The 21,402-nt window shown below is 60.6% G+C and carries 17 protein-coding genes; all 17 read left to right on the top strand.

The window, feature by feature from the left end:
- Positions 1–23 precede the first annotated feature (23 nt).
- The 17 genes from QMZ18_RS10255 to QMZ18_RS10175 are packed head-to-tail and all read left to right on the top strand — an operon-like array spanning position 24 to position 21,379.
- The gene (locus QMZ18_RS10255) at positions 24–719 is read left to right on the top strand and encodes a hypothetical protein (protein WP_282606186.1); all 696 of its coding nucleotides are present in this window, start codon (positions 24–26) and stop codon (positions 717–719) included.
- Positions 716–1,483, top strand: coding sequence for a hypothetical protein (locus tag QMZ18_RS10250; RefSeq protein ID WP_282606185.1), 768 nt, complete (start codon positions 716–718; stop codon positions 1,481–1,483). Before QMZ18_RS10255 ends, QMZ18_RS10250 begins: the two co-directional genes overlap by 4 nt.
- On the top strand, positions 1,480–2,814 hold the full coding sequence (locus tag QMZ18_RS10245) for a DUF4255 domain-containing protein (RefSeq protein WP_282606184.1): 1,335 nt from the start codon (positions 1,480–1,482) through the stop codon (positions 2,812–2,814). Before QMZ18_RS10250 ends, QMZ18_RS10245 begins: the two co-directional genes overlap by 4 nt.
- Positions 2,811–4,745: an ATP-binding protein gene (locus QMZ18_RS10240; RefSeq protein ID WP_282606183.1), complete on the top strand. Its 1,935-nt coding sequence runs from the start codon at positions 2,811–2,813 to the stop codon at positions 4,743–4,745. The genes QMZ18_RS10245 and QMZ18_RS10240 overlap by 4 nt, the downstream gene beginning before the upstream one ends.
- On the top strand, positions 4,742–4,993 hold the full coding sequence (locus QMZ18_RS10235; RefSeq protein ID WP_282606182.1) for a hypothetical protein: 252 nt from the start codon (positions 4,742–4,744) through the stop codon (positions 4,991–4,993). Before QMZ18_RS10240 ends, QMZ18_RS10235 begins: the two co-directional genes overlap by 4 nt.
- Positions 4,990–6,726, top strand: coding sequence for a DUF4157 domain-containing protein (locus QMZ18_RS10230; protein WP_282606181.1), 1,737 nt, complete (start codon positions 4,990–4,992; stop codon positions 6,724–6,726). Before QMZ18_RS10235 ends, QMZ18_RS10230 begins: the two co-directional genes overlap by 4 nt.
- Positions 6,723–8,585: a DUF4157 domain-containing protein gene (locus QMZ18_RS10225; RefSeq protein WP_282606180.1), complete on the top strand. Its 1,863-nt coding sequence runs from the start codon at positions 6,723–6,725 to the stop codon at positions 8,583–8,585. Before QMZ18_RS10230 ends, QMZ18_RS10225 begins: the two co-directional genes overlap by 4 nt.
- Positions 8,576–10,399, top strand: a complete 1,824-nt coding sequence (locus QMZ18_RS10220) for a DUF4157 domain-containing protein (protein ID WP_282606179.1) — start codon at positions 8,576–8,578, stop codon at positions 10,397–10,399. Before QMZ18_RS10225 ends, QMZ18_RS10220 begins: the two co-directional genes overlap by 10 nt.
- 58 nt (positions 10,400–10,457) lie before the next feature.
- The gene (locus QMZ18_RS10215; protein WP_282606178.1) at positions 10,458–11,114 is read left to right on the top strand and encodes a hypothetical protein; all 657 of its coding nucleotides are present in this window, start codon (positions 10,458–10,460) and stop codon (positions 11,112–11,114) included.
- Complete coding sequence (locus QMZ18_RS10210) at positions 11,111–11,470, top strand: hypothetical protein (RefSeq protein ID WP_282606177.1); 360 nt, start codon at positions 11,111–11,113, stop codon at positions 11,468–11,470. Before QMZ18_RS10215 ends, QMZ18_RS10210 begins: the two co-directional genes overlap by 4 nt.
- A 7-nt stretch (positions 11,471–11,477) precedes the next feature.
- Positions 11,478–12,605: a hypothetical protein gene (locus tag QMZ18_RS10205; RefSeq protein WP_282606176.1), complete on the top strand. Its 1,128-nt coding sequence runs from the start codon at positions 11,478–11,480 to the stop codon at positions 12,603–12,605.
- On the top strand, positions 12,602–13,111 hold the full coding sequence (locus QMZ18_RS10200) for a phage baseplate assembly protein V (RefSeq protein ID WP_282606175.1): 510 nt from the start codon (positions 12,602–12,604) through the stop codon (positions 13,109–13,111). The genes QMZ18_RS10205 and QMZ18_RS10200 overlap by 4 nt, the downstream gene beginning before the upstream one ends.
- A 13-nt stretch (positions 13,112–13,124) precedes the next feature.
- Entirely contained in the window at positions 13,125–13,445 is a 321-nt protein-coding gene (locus tag QMZ18_RS10195) for a hypothetical protein (protein ID WP_282606174.1), read from the top strand.
- A 5-nt stretch (positions 13,446–13,450) separates the two neighbouring features.
- Positions 13,451–13,813 (top strand): GPW/gp25 family protein, encoded by a 363-nt coding sequence (locus QMZ18_RS10190; RefSeq protein ID WP_282606173.1) that lies wholly within the window; start codon positions 13,451–13,453, stop codon positions 13,811–13,813.
- Positions 13,810–16,332, top strand: a complete 2,523-nt coding sequence (locus QMZ18_RS10185; protein ID WP_282606172.1) for a putative baseplate assembly protein — start codon at positions 13,810–13,812, stop codon at positions 16,330–16,332. Before QMZ18_RS10190 ends, QMZ18_RS10185 begins: the two co-directional genes overlap by 4 nt.
- Positions 16,329–19,160, top strand: a complete 2,832-nt coding sequence (locus tag QMZ18_RS10180) for a baseplate J/gp47 family protein (RefSeq protein WP_282606171.1) — start codon at positions 16,329–16,331, stop codon at positions 19,158–19,160. Before QMZ18_RS10185 ends, QMZ18_RS10180 begins: the two co-directional genes overlap by 4 nt.
- On the top strand, positions 19,157–21,379 hold the full coding sequence (locus QMZ18_RS10175) for a hypothetical protein (RefSeq protein ID WP_282606170.1): 2,223 nt from the start codon (positions 19,157–19,159) through the stop codon (positions 21,377–21,379). The genes QMZ18_RS10180 and QMZ18_RS10175 overlap by 4 nt, the downstream gene beginning before the upstream one ends.
- The last annotated feature ends 23 nt before the right edge of the window (positions 21,380–21,402 follow it).

Raw genomic sequence — 21,402 nt, 5'->3', positions numbered from 1 at the left:
CAGATTCTAGCCGCTGGAGTAACATGACAGCCGCATTGACAGCATCAGGGATAATCGCAGCCTGGGAAACCGGTGCTGGCCGCGGTCCGCTCGACCGTGCGATCGCTGTTCTTTGGGCTGCAGCTGGGGAGGCGGATCTCGCCGCGCTTCCGTTAGCTGAACGCGACCGGCAACTTCTGTATCTGCGTCACGCGACGTTTGGCGCAACGCTTAACTCGGTTGCGAAATGCCCGGACTGTGGATCTCAGATGGAGATTGAACTAGATGTTCAGGCTTTAGCGGAATCACTTGCGGCCCCCAAGCGAGAAGTCTTCGATGTCGAGGGGGTGCAGATCGAATTGCGGCCGCTCAACAGTCGGGACCTGGCTGCCGCGGCTTATCTGCCTGAAACCGATGTTACGGCCTTCATCCGGCATCAGCTTGCAGGCGAAGCGGTTGAGTTGGCACCTCAGGTGCTCAAACAGATCGATGACCTGATCGAAGAGCGGGAGGCGGCAGGCGAGCTTAACATCACATTGAGCTGTGCGGACTGCGAGACGCAATGGACCGACCAACTGGACGTGGGCGCCCATATCTGGCGGGAAATCGAAGCAGCGGCCCTGCGGCTTCTGGGTGAGGTTGGCGAAATTGCAGCGGCTTTCGGCTGGGCGGAGTCTGAAATACTGGCGATGAGCGGAGTCCGAAGATCCGCTTATCTAAACTTGGCGAGAAGCGGATGAGCGGTGTTCTGTCACGTCTGGTCGCGCGCGCCAATGGAACCGCCGGTCCAGGGTTAAGCCCCCGTGTGGCATCGCGTTTCGAGGTGCCATCCACCGAGTGGGGCAGTGCGCCGGAAACAGTAAATGAAAGTATTCCGGCTGAACCACCTGTAGTGCCGCCCAAGCCGAGTGAACCCGTGCCAGACTCAAGATCTCCGCTGGCAACAGATCCTGCAGAGCTCGACAAAAGAACGTTGCGTCGCGCGCAGGCGCCCAGCCTCGAGAACCGTCCATCACCGCTTTTACCGGCAAGCCCTTTGCCCAGGCAGTCCGATCCTCTGCAGAGCCATCGGGACCATCGGAAGACGGATGATATGCCAGTCAGAGAGCAAGCCGTGCCTCCTGCGCCCATTGCGGCGACGTTGCCCAACGAGGCTGTTGCTGATTTGCCATCATCCACCGTGGATATTGCGTTGCCGGCACCCCGAGCAACACAGCCCGCTCGCCCGCCGGAACCTCTCCTTCCCCAACATCACTATTCTCCGCCGGAGGGCGAAGATTCCGGCCGCTACGAGCCGGATTCCGCCCGTCAGCGTGTCTCCAGCAGATCGTTGCATCGGGAAGATCCCAGCGCGCCAGCGACACCAGACATCGTCATCGAAATCGGCCGCATTGACGTTCGTGCCGAACCGGTCGCACAAAAACAACCTAAGCGGCCACAGCTTCGTCAGCCCCAGATGACATCGCTTGCAGATTACCTTAAGAGCGGCAGGGGGAGCGGATGAGCAACGTCCTGGCCATTGCCGCTGTGACTCAGCTTCTGAAGGATCTTCTGAACGATGCGATGATCGATGGCGATGTCAGCCAGGCTCTCGGGGCGGATTTTTCGGTCACTGCCCTTCCGCCGGATCGCGTGGTCGCCGATAACGGAGATAGTCAGGCCACGCAGCTCAATGTCTTTCTGCATCGGATCACGCCGAACGCCGCGCTTCGCAACACCGACCTGCCCACGCGCAGCAGCGAAGGCCGGATCGTCTGCCGACCCAGACTGGCGCTTGATCTGCATTACATGCTGACGGCAGTCTCGGGAGAAGAACTCCATGCAGAGATTCTTCTCGGTTATGCCATGCAGCTGTTTCATGAAACGGCGATCCTGCCGCGGGAGCGCATCCGGACTGCATTGATGGGCGCAGTGCCTGGCGATATTCTGCCCAACGATCTGGGTGTCATCCAGGCTGCAGAGATCGCCGATCAGATCGAACTCCTAAAAATCACGCCACGCACCCTCTCGATGGATGACATGTCCAAGATGTGGACGGCGCTTCAGGCGAATTACCGCACCACCGTGGCCTATGACGTCTCTTTGGTCTTGATCGAGCGCGATCAGCCGACCCGTCCGAGCCTGCCGGTTCTCAGCCGCGGCGGATTGGTCGATCCAGCAACGGGGCGCGATCCGGGCGTGACTGTCCGGCCTGATCTGATGTCGTCGGTCCCCACCTTGTTGACCGTCGAACCTCTCGATGAGCAGCCGGTCATGCGGCTGGGAGGACGGGTTGCAGTCACCGGGTTTGCCCTTGATGGCGGGGACGCGACCGTGCGCTTTTCCGAACCGGGAACCGGACTGGTTCTGGAGCTGGTCCCGCTGGCACCCGCAGCCCCCAACCGGTTGCTGATCGACCTGCCCAGTGGCCCCGCCTTGGCAGCGGCACACCCGCTTGCAGGCTCGGGAAACGACCCGGGAGCCTGGCGTATCGGGTCCTATTCAATCGATGTCCGGGTGCTCGACGGCGATGGACGGGAAGTCTTCTCCAACGCTTTGCCCCTGGCGCTTGCCCCGGCCACAACGCCGTCAGCCGCGCCCGATGCGGGCGGTGTTGCCATCACCATGACCTCGGAGCCGCCGATCCGACCGGGCCAAACGGTGGAGATCCTTGTTGGTCAGCATACGGCGCAGATTGCTTCTCCTGTTGCGGCGGTCGATCAGGTCCAGGCCGTGTTCGCAGGTTTGAACTCGGGCGCTGCACTCCCCGTTCGTCTGCGGGTGGACGGCATCGACAGTCCGGTCATCGACCGCCAAGCCGAACCCCCGGTGCTTGAAACGGTGACGATCCCATGAGCGCGGAATCCATCCACGCCGAATCTGATGTGCCGCGTAACTTGGTCGGTGAGATGCGCGCGGCTTTGGCACAGGACTGCGCGGAACTGCGTGCGCGCCTGTCGGCATTCCGCGCTGGTGAGACGCCTCTGGAATCGCCGTCCGTACGGCGCAGTGGGTCCGCGTTGGATGCGCTCGACGATCTCTTCCGTCTGACGCCCACTGAGCGCGGCATCTTGTGCCTGTCGGCAGGGGCTGAGCTTGACGCACAGCTGTCTGACGAGATCAAGAGCGCGGCCGGATCACCCCAACCCGACGTCGCACTTGCGCAGGCTCTTTTCGGTGATACAGGCTGGGATGCCCTGTGCCCGGCGGCGCCATTAAGACGATGTCGCTTGCTGGATCTTTCCGGTTCGGGCCCCTTCCTGCGGCGCAAGATAGAAGTCGATGAGCGCCTGTTGAATTTCTTGATGGGGCTGAACTACCTGGATACGCGGCTCGAGGGCATCGTAACGCGGGTACGGTCGTCGGGCGCCGTCTTGAACCCGGTTGATCAAAACGCGTCTGCCCATAGGGTCCTTGCCGCCTGGTCCGTGCCGACCGCGATGCCGGTTCTATTGCTTGCAGGCCGTGACAAGCTTATTGCCCGCGCCACCCTGGCAGCTGCCACTGACGCGCTGCGCCTCAGTCTTTTTCGGATTAGTGAAAGCGACATTCCCACCGATTGGACTCAACGCCACGCACTGGCGGTTTACCTGGATCGGGAAATGGCACTTTCGGACGGCGCGATCCTGATCGAGAGTTATGAAACCGAGGGAGGCCAGGCTGGACGCTTGGCGGACATGCTGGCGGGACCGACTGCGATTGCTGCGATAGACCCTGCCGTTCCGGAACGCGGCCCCAGGCTGAGGATCGATATTCCCGAGGCAACGGTCAGTGAAAGGCGGGCGATATGGCATGAAACCGTTGGCCCGCAAGCTGAAGCGCTGGGCACTGGTCTAGACCGTCTCGCCGAACAGTTCTCTCTCGATCGGGCGGGTGTGTTCGCGGCAGTTGAGGCTTCACTCAACGGAACAGCGGTTGACCCCGATAAGGTTTTCGGCCGCTTGTGGCAGGCCGCTCGCGAACAGGGGCGGCGCCAGCTGGACGGCCTGGCCGAGAGGATCGAAAGTCAGGCCGATTGGGACGACCTCGTTCTACCCGAACAACAGATGGCATTGTTGGGCGATCTCGCAATGCACGTGCAGGAATCCTGGCGGATCAGCGAAGCCTGGGGCTGGAAGCAAAAAAGCCCGCGCGGCTTAGGCGCGGCGGCACTTTTCTCGGGCCCGTCCGGAACCGGAAAAACCTTCGCGGCGGAAGTTCTTGCCAACCGTCTGGGGCTCGATCTTTATCGCATCGACCTCAGCCAGGTCGTCAGTAAATACATCGGTGAAACCGAAAAGAACCTCTCGCGGATCTTCACCGCCGCCGAGGATGGCGGGGCAATTCTCTTGTTCGATGAAGCCGATGCGCTGTTCGGCAAACGTAGCGAGGTCAAGGACAGTCACGACCGTTACGCCAACGTTGAGGTCAGCTACCTGTTGCAACGGATGGAGGCTTATCGTGGCCTGGCTGTCCTTACCACGAACCAAAAATCCGCACTCGACAGCGCGTTTCTACGCCGCCTGCGTTACGTTATTCAGTTCCCGTTCCCCGACGCCACGGCGCGCGCCGAAATCTGGGCGCGGATTTTCCCACAGGCCACACCAGTCGAAGGCCTCGATCCACAAAAACTGTCGCGTATGAATCTCTCGGGCGGCTCGATTCGCTCAGTCGCCCTCAATGCAAGCTTTCTGGCAGCGGGCGCGAACACGCCGGTGATGCCGCAGCATGTTTTGAATGCGGCCCGGCGCGAATATGCCAAGCTGGAAAAACCCTTCTCGGCAGCGGAGATCGGAGGGATCACATGAGCCGGCGCCGGATCACTCTGAAGATCGACTCGGTCACGGTTCCCAGTGGGCGCTTCTCCCGACGCGAACTGTCGGCAGCCATCGAGGCGGAGCTGACTGCGTTGATCCATCAGCAGCCGGCAGGTTTGCAGAATCCGTTGAACGCCAGAATCCGGTCTCTCGATGGCGGTCAGGTGAAGGGCCGTGGCTCGGAAGCCGGTGTGGGGCAAGCGGTTGCCCGGGCGGCATTGGGAGTGCTGAAGGGATGAGAGCACGGGCCAAACAGACAAACGACGTGCTGAGCGTTCCGGTGTCTGCGGCGCTCGCGACACCTGCGCGGGGACTGGGGGCAGAACGTGCCGGGCTGGAAGCCCGTCTGGGTGGTGATCTTTCTTCTCTCCGGATTCATGAGGGACCTGCGGTCGATCGGGCGTCTTCGGCGCTGGGCGCCCGCGGGTTTGCTGTTGGACGCGACGTCGCACTGTCAAGGATGGCGGTGCCTGATACGCTCGCCCATGAGGCTGTCCACGCACTTCAACAGGGTATGGCTGAACCGACCGGGAGGGTTCCTGTCAGCCGCGCTGGCGATCCGGCCGAGCGGGAAGCGCAATCTGTTGTATCAGGCGGCGGACCGATTACCGGTGGTCACGGGCTGCGCCTGAGCCGAGATCTCGTCAGCCCGGGACGTCTGGGTGATGTTCATCAGGGAGTCCGGGTTGATGGTCCGCCCCGCGCGCCGGCTTCACCGGGTGGCAGTACGCAGCGTAAACCTTGGGTCGACGGGGCGCTGGGAAGCGGTGGCACCGCCGATCATCTCTTCACGCAGGCGTTCAACTTCCTGGATGCGCGAAACTTCAATCGCCCTGCATCGACCAACACGACCAATGCCAATCTCGATAGTGATGCGGTCGCGATGCACAAGCGAGTGACCGCGCACTTCCCACAGATCTCTTCGCCGCTCAGCGACACTGAAATCGAGAACCGGGTGTCGTTGATGAAGCCGTCTGTCGTGTCGAGCGATGCGGACTTTTTGAACCAGTGGATGGACAACGTTCTCGAGAAGATGTCGGATTCCGAGGATTTCGACATTGACCCTACAAACGTTAATTACCGGGCGATGATCACTAAGTTGATCAACGACACCGATGTCGGCCCGAAAATTGTGACCCTGGCGGCGCGACAATCTGCCTTTGCGCGGGGTGAAGCAGCAAACCGGGAAATTTTCGTGCATCCGCGTGTTCAGGCGGGACCTCGTCAGACGACTCTCATCCACGAGATTGTGCATCTCTACCGGCATACACGCTACAAGGCTTGGGTCGATGCTTCCCGCGATATCCGTCACTACAACGAAGGTTTGACCGAGTGGCTGGCCCGCAAGGTCATGACTTCCACGGAGCTTACGGGGCGTAATAACTATCAGGCGCGAGTCGATACGGTGCAGGACCAGATCGGCGCAAACGTCTCCGAGGATGGTGTCGCGAGGGCGTTTTTCCTGGGCGAAGTCTGGCGCCTGGAAACCCGGAGTGCCGAAGCGCGCTCTGCCTTCGAGGACGACACCGGAATTCGCGAGGGTTCGAACCAAAACGAAGAACGTAAAGCTTCTCGCAGCGGCAGTGGCCTGTTTCAGACAGTGGTGCCCGGCGAGCATTTCCGCTTTCTGAACCTTGGTTTTGGCGAGGCGCAACCGAAAACGGAACATGAGACGGCTTTTCAAAGCGTCAAGACCGATCGCTTGGACAGTGACCCCCAACTGAAAGTCCGGTTTGTCGGTCATTCCTCGGGACCGGGCAGTGACGCCGCGAACATGGATATGTCCCGGCGCCGCTCTGTTGCGTTCTATCGAATGGCCCATCAAGAGGGCGTGCCTTGGAATAGGATGGTCGATGCCAATCGGCCGCCGCACTTCGGTGAAAGCCGCCCGACCGTGACGGAAGAGGATGCCATCACCCGGGCGATGAACCGGCGCGTCGAGATGTTTCTGATCCGGGGAGGCACGCCATGAGCGTTCAGAATCATCAGGCCGTGACCGAGACTCCGACGGTCGCGAACACGAAAATCCAGCGGGCCTGCAGCTGCGGTGAAGCCGCCGGCATATCGGGTAAGTGTGGCAGCTGCGCTTCGGCCGAGAAATTGGGCATCCAATCAAAGATGACGATCAGCGCACCGGGCGATCGGTATGAGCAGGAGGCCGACCGCATCGCTGATCAGGTTGTTTCCAGCGAGATTGCGCCGGGGCAGGCATCACCGCTGAGGTCCTCGCTTTCGATCTCACCTCTTGTGCAGCGGCAAAACGATGCCGAGGAGGAAGAGGAGGAGATGCTGCAGGCCAAATCGACATCGCCGGCGGCAGGACAGTCGACAGCAGGACAATCTACGACAGGTCAAGCAACCGCAACCCAATCGGCGGTTCGCGCGGTTGCCTCTGGCGGACGGCCACTCTCGCGATCGGACCGCAGTTATTTTGAGCCACGTTTCGGCCATGACCTTACACACGTCCGTCTGCATACCGGGGGAGAGGCGCAGTCTGCCGCCCGTGGCATCAATGCGCGGGCTTATACGCTCGGGAACCACATTGCTTTTGCCCCGGGGCAGTACGAGCCGGAAACACCGAGAGGCCGTCACCTTCTGGCGCACGAGCTGACCCATACCTTCCAGCAGAACGGCGGCCGGACGATCCGCCGGACCTGCCCCAGTGATCCGGCGAAAATCCCCACCGGCACGAAAGAAGATTTTGAGAAAAAGGCCGATGAGGCTTTGAATCACGCGGTTTATTTGAGGAAGTTGGACTGGAGGGCCAAGGGTTATACCCGCCACATCATCGACGGCGCCCGCAACAGTGCCTGCCCGATGTATTACATCGACAAGCTACTGCTCATGTTCAATACACCCATGGCGTCAGGTGACAAACTGGCAGACGAGAATCGGGATATGACCGAAAAGGCCGAAAAGAAAGAGGAGACCCGCCTGGCCGACCCAACTGCGGGCAAACTTTCCGGCGTTGAAGAGGACATCGCCGATCGTTCCGAACCGAATTTCGTATCCAGGAAGGGCGAAGGGGGCAAGGAGTTTCAGGTCGATCGGACCGATCCCACGAACATCGTCGTGCGTATGAAAGTCCTGCTGAAACCCAAGGGCAAGGGGACTGAAGACGACGTCAAGCGCACCAAGGCCATCGTTGACGCGATCGAAAAGGCCTCCTCGACCCGCGGTTACACGCTGGACATCGATTTCGTGAAAAAGAACGGTGCACAAGACATTTTCACTGTGGGCGTGGATCCGTCGCAATGGACAAATTCAGGCAATTGGGTCGGCGATCCCCAAACCATCGCGCACGAGGCCCATCATCTGCTCGGTCTTGAAGACCGGTACAACTATATCGAGGGCCATGCCGCCAATGAGAACATGGTTTTTAAGGACCGGCTCTTTTGGTTCCGCGAGCAGATGGGCCGGGACTTCGATCCGCTTGCCGATCAATCCATGATGAAGGATGAACATTCCGCGGCTTCGATGAACGATCAGGACATCTGCGCCCTGGCCGGCGGAGACTTTGACACTTGCATAAACGCAAGGCTCGACGATCTTCCTGTCATGCAGATTGAAGGCCGGGCGAAAGCGCTATTGACGCCATATATTCCACAAAATGCGGGAATGATCGAACGCCTGCGGGAGTCCTGGGATCGCAAACCTGCCAAGGATAGAGCGAGAAACTGCGACCAAACCGACCCGCTCTGCGGTTCGCCTCCCAAGTCCGTCTTCGGTGACGCCAAAACCATCGAAGCCGATGCCGACAAGTTTCCTTTGACCAATCCTCATAAGCAGCCAAAAGGCGAAGACCTCAAGCGGAAACGGAAATGGCAATGAGACAGGGCAGCCAAGCCATCGCTGAAACCGCTGCCGTACAAGCCCGGTCAACGTTGCGGGACGCCTGTTCTTGCGGTGAAACGGCTGGAATTACCGGCAAGTGCGATGGCTGTGCGTTGGGAGCCAAGCTCTCTGTTCAGCCTAAACTTTCTGTAAATACTCCTGGCGATCGGTACGAACAAGAAGCAGACCGTATTGCCGATCAGGTCGTGTCCGACCGAGTCGTGTCCGACCGAGTCGTGTCCGACCGGCCGGTTGGGCAGACTGCCGTGCTGCCCATCTCACCCTTGGTGCAGCGTCAAAGCGATGAAGAAGACGAGGAAGAAACGCTGCAGGCCAAGCTGGCGGGTCCGCAGGCGGTTTCTAACAGGGCGCCAGCGCAAACGTCGCCAACCCAACTTGCGGCACGCGCGGTCGCCTCCGGCGGCCAACCTCTGTCACTGTCCGCGCGCGGCTATTTCGAGCCGCGTTTTGGGCGCGACCTTTCGCATGTCCGTATTCACACCGGATCCGAGGCGCAATCCGCGGCCCGCGGCATCAATGCGCGCGCTTATACTCTGCGGAATCATATCGCTTTCGCCACAGGGGAATATGCTCCGCAATCATCCGCAGGGCGCCATTTGCTGGCGCATGAGCTGACCCACACTTTTCAGCAGGTCGCGAAAGGCGGTTCCAGAGGCGGGGTTCTGCAACGCCAGCCAACCAGCCTTGGTGCCATACCCCAGAATGAACGACGGGAAATCCAGGTATCCGCGATTCCCATCGATATTCCGGCGGCCATCGTCACGGAGTATTTCGAGGTAAACGACAGCGGACGGCATGGTTCAACCCGATCGATTGGCGCCACCAACAGTTTCGACCCGGGGATAGACGCATCGCTTCATGTGGGGCTCGGGAGCATGGGCGCCTGGCTCGGAGGGAACACCAATGCGTTGCCCCTGAGCACGAGCATCGAAGTTGCACTGGATCTTTCGGCACATGGTGGCGCGCATCGGGTTTATCGCTTTACGCGCTTCACGCACGTCACGGGTCAGGGACCTAGTGCAACGAGCACCCATGTCATGCTGATCGAAGACATCGGGGCCGAGACTGCCACGCCTGCACAAGCGGATGTACCAACGAGTGTCACGGTCGGAGGCAGCACATTCACTCTGACGGGAACGTGGACTGCCGGCGAATATTCCTCGCTCCATCAAGCGCTTCATCTCCTAACTCCGGCCGCCGTGACTGCAGCAAACGGCCTCACCTTCGCGCGGCGGAGCGGTGATGCCCCCGGCGGCGAGCCGGCACACTACGATGAAGTCAACGACGTAGTAGAGATGTTCGACGATAGCTTCAGCACGAGCTCCTTGCGGTTTGGCGGGCATTCCCAGGCCGTGCGTAATCTGGTGCATGAAATCGGCCACGCATTGGATCTGCGCCCGCTGGAGGCTGAGTGGAACAGATTCGACGCTGCAGGCCAAACGCCAGCCGCACGTCGGCGATTGCTGCAGCAGCGCTCGCTCTCAGGTTCGCGATTCAAGCAGGATGCGGACGGCGAATACAATCGGGAATTCGAGGCGACGGATCGGACCCCTGCGTTCCGGGTCGCAGTCCGCGCTGACGGTGTCGAGGATGAAACAGCTACCCGGAATACCCCCGAAGGTTCTGTGGCGACTCTGCGGCGCGGGGTCACGACCTATTCGGATTCCGACTATGAGGAGCTCTTTGCCGAGTCCTTCATGCTCTACATGGCCGACCCGGCCAGACTCCGCGCGTTGCGTCCCAGGACCTTTGCCTTTTTTGAAACCAGATATCCCCGGCCGGCACCATGAAGCCGCGAGAGAAAAATGCGTCAGCGGACTTCGAATTTAGGATGAAAGCAGAACCAAGATGACAGGCTTTCCCAGATCCCCGAAACTCACCCGCGCCGGGCTTGTTTTGATAGAGCCGGAGAGCGGTGCGATCGAGCGTATCATTACGCTGCAATATGCATCTGAAACTCTGCAGCGATCGCTTCAGGTTCAGTCGATCCAGGATGAGCCGGACCGTTCGCAACCTCTGCGGTTGACGGGCCCGGCGGTTGAGACCATCACCCTGGAAGCCGAGCTTGATGCCACCGATCAGTTGGAGTTTCCAAAGCAGAATGCCGATGCCGTGGAGGCCGGCATCTTCCCGGCCCTTTCGGCAATGGAGACCCTGCTGCATCCGAGCGTAGCGCAGCTGGAGCGGCAGAATGCCCAGTCGGATGCCGGAAGTTTCGAAATCACACCTGCTGAAACACCGCTCGCGCTTTTCGTCTGGAGCCGCAACCGGGTGGTGCCTGTGCGCGTCACCGATCTATCGATCACCGAAGAATTCTTCGATGCCGCGCTGAATCCAATCCGCGCCAAAGTCAGTCTTAGTCTGAGGGTCCTGAGCGTCGATGACCTCGGGTTCAAACATCGCGGCAGCGGCCTCTTCATGGCTTATCTGCAAGGCAAGGAACAGCTTGCTTCCCGCTCTGCCAGTGGTCCGCTTGCTGACTTCGGCATCGGAGGTCTGCCATGAAAAACCCCATTCAGGCCATGTTCGAGGCCGGTGTTGTCGAGCGCACAGATTTTCCACCCGAAAGCCGATATCACGGAGTTCCCACAAGCGTGATTGTCGGAGCGGATGGGGTCGCGACCACCTATCTGCAGCGCCGCTTTGCGCCGCAACCGGAGTCCTTTCATACGCTGCGCCTGCGCCGTGTCCTGCAGGGCGAGCGGTTGGATCAGATCACTGCCGCGGAGGTCGGGAATCCCGAAGCCTTTTGGATGCTTTGCGACGCTAACGGCAGCCTCTGGGCGGAGGAGCTGGAAGAAGAGGGCGCCGACGTGCGCATAACTCTGCCGCAAGGTGTGCCCGGGCCCGAGGAAGGATGACATTGGTATGATCAAGGGCGTCGATCTTACGGTGATGTTTGGACCGGGTGTGCCGATCGCGGCGCCACGTCCCGTTGTCGATGCCCTCCAATCCGTTACGGTCCACGAAAACTCGGGCGAAACACAAAGCGGATTCGATCTGCTGTTCGCGCTGGAAAAGAATTCTCCGCTCAACACAATTTTTCTGCTCGCAGGCGGATCCGCACTTCCGATCCTTCGTGTCGCACTCATTGCCACCGTGAATGGCCGTGCGACGCCACTGATCAATGGTGTCGTAACCCGTACGGAGTTGAATCCGGGCACCGGCGGCGCACCCGCTATGCTGAAGGTGATGGGCAAAGATCTCACGGCGACCATGGAGCTTTTCGATTTCTCGGGTCTGCCCTACATCGCGATGCCGCCTTTTGTCCGGGTCAACTTGATCCTGGCCAAATATGCCTGGCTGGGCCTGATTCCACAAGTCATTCCGTCTCTCGAAGGGCCGCCCCTGCCGACCGAAAAACTGCCCCGGCATCAAGATACGGATCTCGAATACATCCGCATGCTCGCTGGCGAGGCAGGGTACACCTTTTTCATGAAGCCCGGCCCTGCACCGGCCACCAGCTTTGCCTACTGGGGCCCCGAGGTTCGTATCGGCGATGTACAGCCCGCCCTGACGATCGAGTCCGGCAGTCCGACCAATGCCGAGGAGCTGAGTTTTACCTTTAACAAAGACGGCACAGAGATCCCGATCGTGTTTATACAGAACCAGTTGACCAAGGCACCGATCCCCATTCCGATTCCGTCGGCAATCCCGTTTCACCCACCCTTGGGCGCGATTCCGCCGTTGCCGCCAAAGATCACCCGCCTGCGCGACACCGCCCGCCTGAATCCTTTTGAAGCCGTCGTTCGCGGATTTGCTTACGCGGCTCAGCACGCCGACGCGGTCACGGGTACCGGAAAGATCGACGTGGTTCGCTACGGCAGGATTCTTAAGGCCCGCTCTCTGGTTGGCGTGCGTGGCGCCGGTCAAGCCTACGACGGCGTTCACTACGTCGACAGCGTAACGCATGAGCTGACGCGCGGCGCCTACAAGCAGTCTTTCACCCTTAAACGCAACGGGCTTTTGCCCACACAAACATCGGTTCCGGCATGACAGAAACCTATTACGGCAAATATCGCGGGACGGTGGTCAACAATATCGATCCCATGTTGACCGGTCGTATTCAGGCAATCGTGCCGGATGTTTCCTCCATTGCCCTGACCAGTTGGGCGATGCCCTGTTTTCCGGTCGCGGGCATTCAAACGGCCAATATGGGTGTGCCGCCGATCGGAGCCGGCGTCTGGATCGAGTTCGAGCGTGGCGATCCGGATTATCCGATCTGGACCGGCTGCTATTTCGGCTCAGCCGCTGAGGTGCCGGTGCTTCATCAACTAACGCCTCCGGGTGTTTCTGCGATGACCATGCAGACGCTTCTGCAAAACGGCATCACGGTCACGGATTTGCCCGGGCCGACCGGCGGGATCGTATTGAAAACGGCGACCGGTGCGTCGCTTATCGTCAATGATACCGGGATTTACATCCAGAACGGCCGGGGGGCGTCCATCGTGATGACCGGACCGGCCGTTACCATCAACAACGGCGCGTTGACGGTCATCTGAGAAAGGGAAGAGCATGCCAGGTCCCATACTCCATCTCGGTGCGACGGTCACCTGCAGTCACGGTGGCCAGGCGACGCCAACCACTCCCTTTCCCCGGGTTCTGCTGTCCGGGCAGCCGGCGGTGACACAGACCTCTCCCTGGGTGGTCGCAGGTTGTGGCTTCGTGCCGCCCGGCGGCAACGGACCCTGCGTTACCGGCACGTTCGTTGTTGCCGCGACCCGGGTATTTGCCGGTGGTGCGCCGGTCGTTCTGCAGGACAGCGTCAGCACCTGCGTGCCGACCGGAACGCCGATGCTGCCCATTCAAGCCCAAACCCGCGTGATCGGGAGCTAAGGCGCATGCAGATCGATTTCCCATATCATTTCGACGGGCGCGACCGCACCGCCAATGTGTCGGAAGCCGAGCATGTCCGAAATCTGATCGAGCAGATTCTCTTCACCTCACCCGGCGAGCGGGTGAACCGCCCCGAATTCGGCGCAGGCATTCTTCAACTGGTTTTTGCTGCCGCCAGCCCCGAGGCCGCTGCGACTGCCGAATTCATGATCAAAGGCGCTTTGCAGCAAAATCTTGGGCAGCGGATCGTCGTGGATGGCGTTCAAACCGAAGCCGAAGACTCCGCGCTGCGCATTCGCATTGCCTATCGTCTGTTGAGCGATGATACGCAGCAGCTGGCTGAGTTTGAGATGGGAGGCGGACCGTGATCTATCACTGCTGCGATGCCCGCCGCCGGGAACTCGTGCTGGCGGACGCCGTTCTCAACGGTATCGACTTCATCGAAGTCCTGGACCTGGAAGCGCCCGAGAACACGCCGCGTCAACGCACGTTGCTGCTGCGCTTTCTGAAGCCGGCGCCTGATCTGACGCTTGATAATCTGGAGCTGTCAGGTGGCGAGCGGATTACTGGGGTGGAAATTGAGTGGGTCACCCGGGCCGACGCTCCCGATCTAAGCCTGATCGACCCGATCGAGGCAGGCTTGCCGGGGTTCTTGACCGCCTTGCCCGAGGCCGATCAGGTTCTGGTCTTGCGGACCAGCTCCAATGGCGACTACGCGACCTATACGCTTCGTCTGGTATCGACCTTGGGCGCGCTGTCGCCCCCTGCCGGAATCGACCGTCTTCTCTCCCAGGTCGATTTTTCCTTCAAGGTGGAATGTCCGACCGACTTCGACTGCGCGCCGCGCAACGATTGCCCCGGCGATCTGACGGACAATCCGGCAATTTCCTATCTGGCCAAGGATTATCAGAGCTTCCGCCGCCTGATGCTCAACCGTATGGCGCAGATCATGCCCGACTGGCGCGAACGCAATCCAGCTGATTTGGGGATTACCTTGGTGGAAATGCTGGCCTTCACCGGAGACCGCTTGAGTTATGCTCAGGATGCGGTCGCGACTGAGGCTTATCTGGCCACTGCACGCCGCCGTTCGTCGGTTCGCAGGCATGCACGGTTGGTCGATTATCAGATGCATGATGGCGGCAACGCGCGGGTCTGGATTCAGATCAGCGTGGATGTGGATGGTGTCATCATCCGGCAAAACGAAGAACAGTTTCTGACCCGTCTGACCGGGCTGGATCCGGTCGTCGCGCCTGCTTCGCGCGACCGGGTTTTGAACCGCCTGCCGCTGGTGTTTGAGCCACTGCACGACAAGGAGCTGTTCGCCGCCCACAATGCGATGGATTTTTACGAATGGGGCGATGCCGAATGCTGTCTGACCAGGGGTGCCACCCGTGCCACCCTGGCTGGAAATTTTCCCGATCTCGCGAACGGTGACATCCTGATTTTCGAGGAGTGGGTTGGCCCGCGGACCGGCCGCGGCGCGGATGCCGATCCCAATATTCGACATGCAGTTCGACTCTGCGCGATCGAGAGTGGATTGACGGATGAACTGACCGGCGCCGAGATTACGGAGATCCGCTGGGCCGAAGAAGACGCCTTGCCTTTCCCATTCTGCATCTCTGCGACGCTCGACGACGCTGTCGGCGGTGGACCGGTCAACCGGGTTTCTCATGCTCTCGGCAACATCCTGCTGGCTGATCACGGCCGTTCGGTTTCGGGTGAGGAATTGTCGCGCGTTCCTGCGCCTTATCTGAGCCTTGTTGCGGAACCGACGAACGACGCTTGCGAACGGGCCGATCCCATTCCCGTGGCGCCCCGGTACCGCCCGGCTCTAGAGCTTGGGCCGGTCACGCAGCTATCGCCCGACTATGATCCCGACATCAGTCCGTCCGCGTTCGATGCGACGGATCAGCGTATCGATAATCGCCGGCCCGACGTGCGGCTCGATGACGATCTGACTCCTTCGGAACGCTGGCTGGCGCGTCGCGATCTGCTGCAATCCTTCGCCGATGATCGGCATTTCGTCGTCGAGACCGAACGCGACGGGCGTGCCCGTCTGCGCTTTGGCGATGATCGGAATGGACGCCGGCCGAATGCCCGCACGGGCTTTTCCGCGTCTTATCGGGTCGGTAACGGTGCCATTGGGAATATCGGCGCCGATGCGTTGCGCCATGTGATTACGGATCAGGGCGGGATCATTGAGCTGCGCAACCCGTTGCCTGCCACCGGCGGGGCGAATCCGGAATCCATGGAGGAAGTCCGTAAAGCGGCGCCCTATGCTTACCGGCGCCAGGAACGCGCGGTAACGGCGGATGATTATGCCGATCTCGCCCGACGCTATCCGGACGTGCAGCGGGCGGCGGCCACTTTCCGTTGGAACGGCCATGGGCACACAGTTTTTGTCACGGTGGACCGTTTTGGCGGGCGTCCTGTCACGTCGGAATTCGAAGCTGGACTGCGGAGCTTCCTCGATCGCTTCCGCATGGCAGGCTACGACCTGGAGATCGATGCGCCGCGCTTTGTCGCCCTGGAACTGGGATTGTTCGTCTGTGCGAGCCCCGAACACTTCCGTTCGGAAGTGCGTCGAGAGGTGATGGCGGTGCTTGGAACCGCGGGTTTCAGCGACGGAACGCTCGGGCACTTCCATCCGGACAATCTGAGTTTTGGCGAGGCGGTTTATCTGAGCCCGATCTACGCAGCGGTCATGGCCGTCGAGGGTGTAACTTCGGTGAAGGCTACTCGGTTCCGGCGCCGGGGCACCACCACGACCACTCCTCTCAAGGATGGCGTCATCGCATTGGGTCGGCTTGAGATCGCCCAGCTCGAGAACAACCCGAACTTCCCGGAACGCGGCGCGATCACCATAGAAATGGGAGGCGGCAAGTGAGCGACGCTCCTATTCGCATCGGACACGCTGATTTAGGTCAGGACATCGGCAGCACCTGCGATTGCTGCGACGGCACGACGCTTTCGACTTTGCAGGCCGTCGAGAACCGGCCGAACCTCACGGCCATTGATTACCGGATTGGGGACCACGGGCGCTTCAAGGCTTCGATGCTGGCAAATCTCGCGTCATCCGCTCATCCGCCTCTTCTCGGCTTGGGCACGCGCGAGGATGATGACTTTACCATCGCTCTGATCGATGCCTGGGCAAGCGTCTGTGATGTGCTGAGCTTCTATCAGGAACGCCATGCAAACGAAGCCTATATTCAGACGGCACTTGAACGGCTATCCATTGCCGAGATCGCGCGTCTGATTGGTTATCGGCTGCATCCCGGGTCCGCGGCCGAAACTGATCTCGTTTTTCTGATGGATGATCCGCCGGGTGCAGAGGCCGATGTGGCCGATCTGGAGGTGCCCGCCGGAACGCGCGTGCAAAGCCAGCCAGGACCGGACGAAGAACCCCAGACATTTGAAACCCTTGAAGCGTTTCACGCCCGGGTCGCCTGGAACAGGCTGCGTCCCCGTCAGAACCGGCGCATCGCACCCGCAAATGACGATTTCGAAACCTGGCTTGAGGGGCTTCCGACACTGCAGAAAGGCGATGCGATAGTGATCGTGGGCCGGCAGCGCGGAGATCCCTCGGCCGCGGACTATGATCCCGGTTCGGAGCTCTGGGATTTCCGGCGGATCCTGCAGGTCACACCCTATCCGGATCTGAACAAGACGCTGGTGCGTTGGGACCAACCGCTTGGATCCGATACGCCGCCCGGTCTGCCTGCGCAGGCAGATCACCGCTTTTTCGTGATGCGCGAGCGCGCGTCGCTTTTCGGCTACAATGCTCCTCATCCGCGTGTTCTTTCCAAGGAGCAACGCGACACTTTCGGTTACACAACCGATCTGTTGGTTATCATCATCGGCGATGAAACACCGCAAAACTCGCCTTCTAAGATCGTGGGTTCAGCGACAAACATCGGGGACTGGTCCTTCAAGTTCCCGGGGACCGGACAGATATCGCTCGATGCCGTCTACAAAGGCTTTGTAGAGGGGGGGTGGGTTGCGCTGACGGTGCCCACGGGTCTGGTGGAGCTGTATCGAATCGTCGAGGCTAAGGATGATGCCGAGGCACGCTATGCCGTGAGCGGCAAAACCACGCGTCTGACGCTCGATACGACGGAAGGCTTGAGCGTTTTCGACGACGATTACAGGCGCGTTTCGGTTTATGGCGCCAGCGAAGAAATCGCGTTGGCGGAAAAACCTCTGATTGACCCGGTCACCGGCAATGTGATCGAGCTGGATACGGCGGCAGCCGCGCTGCCCGAGGGGCGGCGTTTGGTTTTCGCTGGCCACCGTGCGCAGATGATCGTTCGAGCCGACAGCTTGACACTTACATCGATTGAGGGTGCTTCGCGGGTCGTCAGCAAGGGACAGCGTGTCGCGCTCTATGGTGAACCCGTCGCCGTTCCAGGCTCGTCCAGCCTCTTGACCTGGACGCTTGGAGAAGCGGACGGATTTGCCGGGGCTGTTAATGCGCCGGACAGTTATTTTGAGACTATAGTCGCGGACGACACTTCGGAAATCATTGCGGAAACGGCAATTCTTGATCGGGTGAACTTTGTCGATGCGACTCATTCAACCCTCGTCCTGCAAGATGCCTTGTCCGCGGCCTTCGACCGCCGCAGCCTCTCGATTCACGCAAATGTGGCTGTTGGCTCGCATGGGGAAAGCGTCTCCGACATTCTCGGCGGCGGTGATCCGTCCCGCCCGTTCCAAACCGCCGTCCTGAAACAGAACCCGGTGACACATCTGGTTGCGCCGACAGAAAACGGCGTCGCTTCGACTCTTCAGTTGCGGATTGACGGGGTGCAGTGGGATGAGGTCCCCAATCTCTATGCCCGCCAGCCGACCGAACGAGTCTTTACTACCAGTCTGTCGGACGCGGGTGAGACGACCGTGCAGTTCGGCGATGGCATCTCCGGCGCCCGCCCGCCGGCTGGCCGAGACAACATCCAGGCGGAATATCGACAGGGCCTGGGACGGGCTGGGAACCTGAATGCCGGTCAGCTTTCGTTGCCGCTTGATCGGCCGCTCGGGCTCCGGGAGGTCACAAATCCACTGCCCTCGAGCGGCGGCGCCGATGCTGAGGCCGCCGCCGCCGCACGGCAAAATGCACCGATCTATACGCTGACGCTCGGGCGCGTCGTCTCAGTGACCGACTACCGGGATTTCGCGCTTGGTTTCCCCGGTATCGCAAAAGCCGACGCGCGCTGGGTCTGGCAGGGCGAGACACGCCGGATCGTGGTGACCATTGCAGGCGACGACGGAGTGGAGATTCCAGTTGATGGTCCGGTCTTTTCCGCACTTTTGGATGCGTATCGTACCTATGGCGACCCACTCGTGACCTTCGACCTGATTACCTATCAGCCCGCCACCTTCCGTCTGGGACTGAAGGTGGCCGTCGATGGCGCCTACGACGACAGCACCGTGCTGACGGAAGTGGAGGCAGCATTACGGGACGCCTTTAGCTTTGCGCGCCGCGATTTTGCCCAATCGGTTGCACTGAGCGACGTTGCTGCTCGAGCCCATGAGGTCGACGGCGTCATGGCGGTCGATATCGACCGGCTCTACCGGGACATCGACCCGCAAACCAACCCGACCGATCATAGGCTCCTGGTATCGCAGACAGGGCGACGGGGAATTGATGGATCTTTGCTGCCCGCCGAAATTCTCACGCTCTCGCCTGAACCCTTCGATCTGCTGGAGGTGATGGCATGAACCGGATCAACGCAGACAATCTCTACGCGCTCCTTCCTGCTGTCCATCGTCTGCGTGATGCGGACGAAGGAGAACCTCTGCGGGCATTGATTGCAGTGCTGGCGCGTGAGGGGGCTGCCGTTGAAGAGAATATCGAACAATTGCTCGACGATCTCTTCATCGAAACCTGTGCACCCTGGGCCGCCCCCTACATTGGCGGCGTGATCGGTTATAGGACCCTTTTTCCGGTCGAAGGTTTGACCACGGGCACGAGAGCGGAAGTCGCCAACACCATCGCGTACCGTCGGCGCAAAGGTACCGCCGCCGTGCTGGAACAATTGGCCAGAGATGTCACCGGCTGGCCGGCCCGGGTGGTCGAGTATTTTCAGCTGGTCGCCACCTGCCAGCATATGAACCATATCCGGGCCGGCCATCACGCGACCCCGGACCTGCACGACCCGCTCATGCTGGAACCGCTGGGACGCGCCTTTGATTCGGTAACCCGTTCCGTCGATGTGCGCTCGATCACACAGGGTGCGGGGCGCAAGTCCACAGGTGGAAAGCATAACCTGCCGAACATTGGTATCTTCCTTTGGCGTTTGGCGGCACAACGGCTGAGTAATGTGCCGGCCACGCAGATCGATGCGCGGCGCTACCTCTTCGATCCCCTGGGCGCCCCCCGCCAGCTTGTAAACCGGCAGGAGGCGGAAACCGAGATCGAAAGTCTCGCCCAGCCGATCAACGTTCCTGGCGACATCACGCGCCGGATGCTGCACGACGATCCTGCACTCTGGTATGGGCGGACCGACGCAGGCAGCCTGCGCAGCCTGGAGGTGTTCATCGACAACGTGGCGATTCCGGTCACACGTATCGAAGCCTGCGATCTGTCTGATGACGCGCCGGGGTGGAACCACTCGCCCCACGATGCCATCGATCCGTCGCTGCTGGCCGATCTCGAAGGCGCACCGGCACCCGAAGTACCTGCGCCGAACGCACTCTTGCGGATCGACCCGGAACTGGGCCGGATGGCATTTCCTGAACCCGAAACCCGCGAAGTGCGGGTCACCTATCACACGGCCTTTCCGGCTCCGATCGGCGGCGGCGAATACAATCGCGCCAGCAGCCTTGCAACCGCGATGAGCGGGACACCGGTGATTGCCTTTCCGAGCGCCGAGCATGCAACCTTACAGGACGCGCTCGATGCGCTGCAGCCCGATGGCGGCATTGTCGAAATTACAACCAACGACGTCTTTGTTGCCCCGGCTACGATTACGGCGGCCGCGGCAACGGAGGTCGGCTTGCGGGCGGCGGATGGTGCCCGGCCCATACTGCGGGCGGCAGCGCCAATCGAAATTCACGGCGGATCGGATGCCCGGGTGAGCCTAAACGGCCTTGTTGTCGAAGGTGCGGCTCTTCATATCGTGCCGGATCCGTCAGGCGCGTCATTGGGTGCGGTCAGCCTGTCTCACATGACACTCGTTCCGGGTCTGGCTTTCACAGAGACCGGTGCACCGCAAAGTCCCGGTGCGGAAAGCCTGCGCATTACGGCAACTGGGGTTGAGTTGGACATTGCGCGCTCCATCGCCGGACCGATGCGCATGCTCGACACGACCAATGTAAGGATCGAAGACTGTATCATCGATGCGGCATCTTTGGCGTCGTTGGACAGCGCCGAGGGGCTGGCGGTGTCGGGGCTTGCCGGTGAGGGCGACCCTGCAGGCGCGCTCACGATTCTGACTTCCACAGTCATTGGACGTATTCTCACCCGCAGCTTCCCCTTGGTCTCCGACGCTATCCTGTTTGCACGCGATCCCGGTGACGGGTCAGCACCCGTTCGGGCCCTGCGCAAACAAGAGGGCTGCATGCGCTTCAGTTACGTCCCCGACGGATCGGTCACACCGCGGCGGTATCGTTGTCAGCCGCAGCTGGCCATCGATCAGGCCGTTACAGCACGCGAGGAAGAAACCGGTGTGCCTGCCACTGCAGCAGAACGGGCGCTTATCGCGTTGCGGATACGGCGGTGGCTGCGCCCGAGTTTTACGGCCTTAAGCGCCAGTGCTCCTGCCTATGCGCAATTGCGCCAGGTAGCGCCCGCAGAAATTCGCACAGGCGCGTCGGATGGCGGTGAAATGGGCGTTTATCACGTGCTGTTCCAGCCACAGCGAGAAGCCAATTTGCGGATTCGTCTGGAAGAGTATTTGCGGTTTGGTCTGGAAGCCGGCGTATTTTTTGAAACTTGAATTTTTAAGAGAGGGGCGACCCT

It is taken from the genome of Pelagibius sp. Alg239-R121, from assembly GCF_947331435.1.
Lineage (GTDB): Bacteria > Pseudomonadota > Alphaproteobacteria > Kiloniellales > Kiloniellaceae > Denitrobaculum.
The sequence above is the reverse complement of the archived record's forward strand: the minus strand, read 5'-3'. Positions and strand labels throughout refer to the sequence as shown.

What these genes read in the sequence shown, in the direction of transcription:
- QMZ18_RS10255 (WP_282606186.1), top strand. Translation starts at nt 24, where the DNA reads ATGACAGCCGCATTGACAGCATCAGGGATAATCGCAGCCTGGGAAACC.
- QMZ18_RS10250 (WP_282606185.1), top strand. Translation starts at nt 716, where the DNA reads ATGAGCGGTGTTCTGTCACGTCTGGTCGCGCGCGCCAATGGAACCGCC.
- QMZ18_RS10245 (WP_282606184.1), top strand. Translation starts at nt 1,480, where the DNA reads ATGAGCAACGTCCTGGCCATTGCCGCTGTGACTCAGCTTCTGAAGGAT.
- QMZ18_RS10240 (WP_282606183.1), top strand. Translation starts at nt 2,811, where the DNA reads ATGAGCGCGGAATCCATCCACGCCGAATCTGATGTGCCGCGTAACTTG.
- QMZ18_RS10235 (WP_282606182.1), top strand. Translation starts at nt 4,742, where the DNA reads ATGAGCCGGCGCCGGATCACTCTGAAGATCGACTCGGTCACGGTTCCC.
- QMZ18_RS10230 (WP_282606181.1), top strand. Translation starts at nt 4,990, where the DNA reads ATGAGAGCACGGGCCAAACAGACAAACGACGTGCTGAGCGTTCCGGTG.
- QMZ18_RS10225 (WP_282606180.1), top strand. Translation starts at nt 6,723, where the DNA reads ATGAGCGTTCAGAATCATCAGGCCGTGACCGAGACTCCGACGGTCGCG.
- QMZ18_RS10220 (WP_282606179.1), top strand. Translation starts at nt 8,576, where the DNA reads ATGGCAATGAGACAGGGCAGCCAAGCCATCGCTGAAACCGCTGCCGTA.
- QMZ18_RS10215 (WP_282606178.1), top strand. Translation starts at nt 10,458, where the DNA reads ATGACAGGCTTTCCCAGATCCCCGAAACTCACCCGCGCCGGGCTTGTT.
- QMZ18_RS10210 (WP_282606177.1), top strand. Translation starts at nt 11,111, where the DNA reads ATGAAAAACCCCATTCAGGCCATGTTCGAGGCCGGTGTTGTCGAGCGC.
- QMZ18_RS10205 (WP_282606176.1), top strand. Translation starts at nt 11,478, where the DNA reads ATGATCAAGGGCGTCGATCTTACGGTGATGTTTGGACCGGGTGTGCCG.
- QMZ18_RS10200 (WP_282606175.1), top strand. Translation starts at nt 12,602, where the DNA reads ATGACAGAAACCTATTACGGCAAATATCGCGGGACGGTGGTCAACAAT.
- QMZ18_RS10195 (WP_282606174.1), top strand. Translation starts at nt 13,125, where the DNA reads ATGCCAGGTCCCATACTCCATCTCGGTGCGACGGTCACCTGCAGTCAC.
- QMZ18_RS10190 (WP_282606173.1), top strand. Translation starts at nt 13,451, where the DNA reads ATGCAGATCGATTTCCCATATCATTTCGACGGGCGCGACCGCACCGCC.
- QMZ18_RS10175 (WP_282606170.1), top strand. Translation starts at nt 19,157, where the DNA reads ATGAACCGGATCAACGCAGACAATCTCTACGCGCTCCTTCCTGCTGTC.